Origin of the sequence: Nonomuraea corallina, assembly GCF_027620315.1 — a bacterium.
In the GTDB taxonomy this organism is placed as follows: domain Bacteria; phylum Actinomycetota; class Actinomycetes; order Streptosporangiales; family Streptosporangiaceae; genus Nonomuraea; species Nonomuraea corallina.
Genome location: NZ_JAPNNL010000294.1, coordinates 1 through 4,547, shown reverse-complemented (window position 1 = coordinate 4,547; position 4,547 = coordinate 1). Strand labels below are relative to the sequence as shown.

Genomic DNA, 4,547 nt, shown 5'->3' with positions numbered 1-4,547 from the left:
CCGCGCTCGCCGGGTTGCTGCGGGCCAGGTCACTCGCCTGCGCGCCGCTGGTGGTGGCGGACGAGGTGATCGGCCACCTGGCGGTGACCGCCGCCGAGCCCGGCCGGTTCGACCAGGACCTTTCCGCGAGCCTGTGGCACATCGCCGACCAGGTGGCCGGCACCCTGCACCGGCGGCGGCTGGCCGAGCGGGACCGGACGCAGCGGGGGCGGCTGTCGTTCCTCACCGAGGCGGGCGAGCTGCTCGCGGGCGCGCGCGACGAGGAGCTGATCGCGGCGCTGGCGGCCCAGCTCGTGGTGCCCAGGCTCGCCACCTGGGCCGCTGTCTACCTGACCGATCTGGCGGGCATGACGCGGCTGGCGCACGTGTGGCACAGCGAGCAGCGGCACAACGCCGAGCTGCGCGCCCGCCTGCCCGCCATCCCCCGCTCGCCGCTGGACGAGGTCGTCTGGCCGGTCACCCGCGAGAGCGTGGTGTCCTTCCCGCTGCAGGCCCAGGGCAGGTCGCACGGCGCGCTGGTGATCGGCCGCCGCGAGCCGGCGCTGCCGCTGGAGCTGGCGGCCCTGCTGTCCGACCTGTGCCGCCTGATCGCGCTCAACCTGCACACGGCCATGCTCTACGCCCGCCAGGCCACCACCTCGAAGGTCCTGCAGCGCAGCCTGCTGCCGGTGCCGATGGCGCCCGTCCCGGGGCTGGAGTCCGCGGTCGTGTACGAGCCCGCCGAGGAGGGCGCGGACGTCGGCGGCGACTTCTACGACCTGTTCACCGTGGCCGGCCACGGGTACTTCGCGCTCGGCGACGTCTGCGGCAGCGGGCCGGCGGCGGCCGCCGTCACCGGGCTGGCCAGGCACGCCGTGCGCCTGCTGGCCAAGGAGCACTACACCGTGGCCGACATCCTCGACCGGCTCAACCAGACCCTGCTGGAGGAGGACGAGGAGGGCCGGTTCCTGAGCCTGCTCTGCGGTGAGCTGACCCCGCTGCCGCGGGGCGGGGCGCGGTGCGCGATCGCCTCGGCCGGGCACGTGCCGCCCCTGCTGCTGCGCGCCGACGGCCGGGTGGAGCAGGCGGTCACCACGCCGCAGCTGCTGCTCGGCATCGAGGCGGACGCGCGGTTCGGCGTGGAGTCGTTCGAGCTGGCGCCCGGGGACGTGCTGCTGTGCGTCACCGACGGGGTGACCGAGCGGCGCGACGGCCGGCGGCTGCTCGACGACGACGACGGGCTGGCCAAGCTGCTGTCGGGGTGCGGCGGGCTGAACGCCGCCGCCGTCGCCGAACGGGTCAGGCAGGCGGTCGCCTCCTTCTCCGCGTCCCCGTCGAGGGACGACGTGGCGCTGCTGGTGCTGCGGGCGACGCCGGCCCGGCGCTGATCATTCGGGGAAGCGGTAGGTGGTCGCCGAGGTGCGGCGCTCGCCGGGGCGCAGCACGGTCGAGGGGAAGTCCGGCTGGTTGGGCGAGTCGGGGAAGTGCTGCGTCTCCAGGCAGAGCCCGGCGTGCGGGCCGTACGGGGTCGCGTCGCCGTCGAGCATGCCGCCGGCGTAGAACTGGACGCCGGGCTCGGTGGTGGTGACCTCCATGGTCAGGCCGGAGGCCGGGTCGGTCACGGTCATGTCGCCGTCGAGCACGTAGCAGTGGTCGTAGGCGCCGTCGAACCGTTCGCCGACCGCGTGCGGCGTGGTGAAGTCGAACACGGTGCCCTCGACCGGGGCGAGCTCGCCGGTGGGGATCTTGTCGTCGTCGACCGGCAGGTAGCGGGCCGCGTCGATGCGGACCACGTGGCCGAGCACGTCGCCGCCGCCGGCCAGGTTGAAGTAGGAGTGGTTGGTCAGGTTGACCACGGTGGGCGCGTCGGTCTCGGCGGTGTAGTCGATGCGCAGCGCGTCGCCGTCGAGCGTGTAGGTGACCGTGGCGGTCAGCGTGCCGGGATAGCCCTGGTCGCCGTCGGGGCTGGTGAGCGCGAGCGTGATGGCCGACCCGCTGACGTCGCGGACCTCCCAGACCTTGCTGTCGAAGCCCTCGGTGCCGCCGTGGAGGCTGTTGGGGCCGTTGTTGAGCGGCAGGTGGTACGCGACGTCGTCGAGGGTGAAGCTGCCGCCCGCGATGCGGTTGCCGTAGCGGCCGACCACGGCGCCGAAGTAGCGGCTGCGGGTCAGGTAGTCGGCCAGGGTCGGCAGGCTCAGCACGACGTTGACGCCGCCGACCTCAAGCGTTTGCAGGATCGCGCCGTACGAGAGCACTGCCGCGCGCAGGCGCCCCGAGGACAGTTCGTGGCGCTCGACGCGTTCCCCCGAGGGCAGCGTTCCGAAGATCATGAGTGTGCCTCTCCCGTAGATTCGCGGACGATCAGGCTGGTCTCCAGCACGGTGACGCCGCTGGTGGCCTCGGAGTCGACCGAGCCGAGCAGCAGGTCGACGGCGATGCGGCCGGCGGCGGCGGTCGGCATGGCGATGGTGGTCAGCTTGGGGCGGCTCAGGCGGCCGGGGACGATGTCGTCGACCCCGATCACGCTGATGTCCCCCGGAACGTCGACGCCCCGCTCGGCCAGGCCCTCGATCAGGCCGATCGCGACCAGGTCGTTGTAGGCGAGCACCCCCGTGGCGCCCGAGGCGATGACGTCGGTGACGGCGGCCAGGCCGCCGAGCTCGGTGGGCGGGTTGGGGCCGAGGAAGGTGACGTCGGCCCCGCTCATGGCGGCGGCGGCCGCCTGCATCTCCTTGCTGGTCCACGAGCCGCTGGGCCCGGTCACCAGGGCGATCCTGCGGTGGCCGAGCGCGGCCAGGTGCTCGACGGCGAGCCTGACCCCGCGCCCGACGTCCATGAGCACCGTGGGCATGCCCTTGACCCTGCGGTTGACCACCACGAACGGCACCTCCTCGCGCAGGCGCTCGATCGTCTTGTTGGTGAGCCGGGGGCTGCACAGCAGCACGCCGTCGACCTGCTTGGTGAGGGTCTGGATCAGCTCCTCCTCGACCTGCGGGTCCTCGTCGGTGTCGGCCACGAACACGTGGTAGTCGCGGAGCCTGGCCTGCGCCTGGGCGGCCTTGATGAGCGGAGGGAAGAAGGGGTTGGCGATGTCGGCCACGATCAGGCCGAGGTTGTGGGTGCGTCCCGTGGTGAGCGCGCGGGCGGCCCGGTTGGGCCGGTAGCCGAGGTCCTCGGCGACGGCGAGCACGCGGGTGCGGGTCACCGGATTGACCAGATGGGGCGCGGAGAAGGCGCGCGACACCGTGGAGACGTGCACGCCTGACGCCTCCGCCACGTCACGAATCGTCACCGCCACGCTGGGCCTCCGAGCATGCACTGTACATTAATGCAAGCGCTTGTATCCATGTCAACGGATCCCCGTCGCGGGGCCCAGGCGCCGGAAACTCACCTTACCGCCCACGGGGCCAGCGTCGATACCGCAGGCCGGGATGGGGCGGCTTGACGTTCTCCCAGCAGCGCCTCAATACTTTTTGCAACCGGTTGCGGTCCACGGTCCCTGCGGAAGGGTGAACGAGCGATGACACGAACATTGGTGACGGGCAGCGCCGGAAGGCTGGGGCGCAGCCTGGTCACCTCGCTGACGCAGGCAGGTCACGAAGTGATCGGCGTCGACGTCACCGCCGGCACCCCCGACGAGGCGGCGGCCACCCTCCCGGCCGACCTCACCGACCTGGGCGAGGCGTACGACGTGATGGCGCGCTTCCGGCCCGACGTGGTGATCCACCTGGCGGCGATCGCGACCCCGTTCAGCCGCACCGAGGGCGTGATCTTCCGCACCAACACGCAACTGGCCTTCAACGTGTGCGAGGCGGCGAGCCACTCCGGCGTGGGCCGGGTGGTGGTCGCCAGCAGCCCGACGGTGATCGGGTACGGGTCGCCGTCCGGCTGGTCGCCCCGCTACCTGCCGATCGACGAGGACCACCCGACCGCGCCGTGGAACGCCTACAGCCTGTCCAAGGTCGTGGCCGAGCAGACGATGGCGTCGTTCGCGCGCTCCCGCGAGACGCGGTTCGCGGCCGTGCGGCCCTGCTTCGTGGTGGCGCCCGAGGAGTGGGCCGGGGCCCCCACCCAGTCGGGCCACACCATCCTCGAACGCCTCGACAGGCCGGAGGTCGCCGGCGTCTCCCTGTTCAACTACATCGACGCCAGGGACGCCGCCGACATGATCGCCACCCTCGTCGAACGGCTGCCCGGCCTGCCCAACGGCGAGGTGTTCTTCGCCGGCGCCGCCGACGCGCTGGCCCGCCGCCCGCTCGCCGACCTGCTCCCCGCCGTGATGCCCGGCACGACCGACCAGGCCGCCGCGCTCACCGGCAGCCTGCCCGCCTTCACCTCGGCCAAGGCCGCCCGGCTGCTCGGCTGGACCGCCAAGCGCAGCTGGCGTACCGAACTGGAGATCTGATGCACCTCACCGGAGTCCTCTTCTTCCCCGTCACCCCCTTCACCCCGTCGGGAGAGCTGGCCGAGGGGGTCCTGGCCGAGCACCTCGCGCGCGGGCTCGCCCACGGCCCCGGCGGGGTGTTCGTGGCCTGCGGCACCGGCGAGTTCCCCGCGCTGTCGGAGGC

Annotated in this window: 5 protein-coding genes; 3 read left to right on the top strand and 2 right to left on the bottom strand. The window is 72.8% G+C overall.

Features of this window, described 5'->3' with window-relative positions:
• Positions 1-1,367: PP2C family protein-serine/threonine phosphatase (locus OUY22_RS35805; protein WP_333486879.1), on the top strand; the 1,367-nt coding region annotated here is incomplete at its 5' end.
• On the opposite strand, the gene OUY22_RS35800 is transcribed toward OUY22_RS35805, so the two are convergent.
• Positions 1,368-2,309 carry an aldose epimerase family protein gene (locus OUY22_RS35800; RefSeq protein WP_270159759.1) on the bottom strand — a complete coding sequence of 314 codons (942 nt, stop codon included), beginning with the start codon at positions 2,307-2,309 and terminating at the stop codon, positions 1,368-1,370.
• Positions 2,306-3,277 (bottom strand): LacI family DNA-binding transcriptional regulator, encoded by a 972-nt coding sequence (locus tag OUY22_RS35795; RefSeq protein WP_270159758.1) that lies wholly within the window; start codon positions 3,275-3,277, stop codon positions 2,306-2,308. Before OUY22_RS35795 ends, OUY22_RS35800 begins: the two co-directional genes overlap by 4 nt.
• A gap of 222 nt (positions 3,278-3,499) precedes the next feature.
• Here OUY22_RS35795 and OUY22_RS35790 point away from each other — a divergent pair, with 222 nt between their 5' ends.
• Together OUY22_RS35790 and OUY22_RS35785 are read left to right on the top strand one after the other, a co-directional pair.
• A complete protein-coding gene (locus OUY22_RS35790) occupies positions 3,500-4,384 on the top strand; it encodes an NAD-dependent epimerase/dehydratase family protein (RefSeq protein WP_270159757.1) in 885 nt (294 codons plus the stop codon).
• Positions 4,384-4,547, top strand: a 164-nt coding sequence (locus OUY22_RS35785; protein ID WP_270159760.1) for a dihydrodipicolinate synthase family protein, incomplete at its 3' end; no start/stop codon positions are given. The genes OUY22_RS35790 and OUY22_RS35785, both read left to right, overlap by 1 nt.

Bases quoted from the DNA above. Each gene is read 5' to 3' on its own strand.
- OUY22_RS35800 (WP_270159759.1), bottom strand. From the start codon at position 2,309: ATGATCTTCGGAACGCTGCCCTCGGGGGAACGCGTCGAGCGCCACGAA.
- OUY22_RS35790 (WP_270159757.1), top strand. From the start codon at position 3,500: ATGACACGAACATTGGTGACGGGCAGCGCCGGAAGGCTGGGGCGCAGC.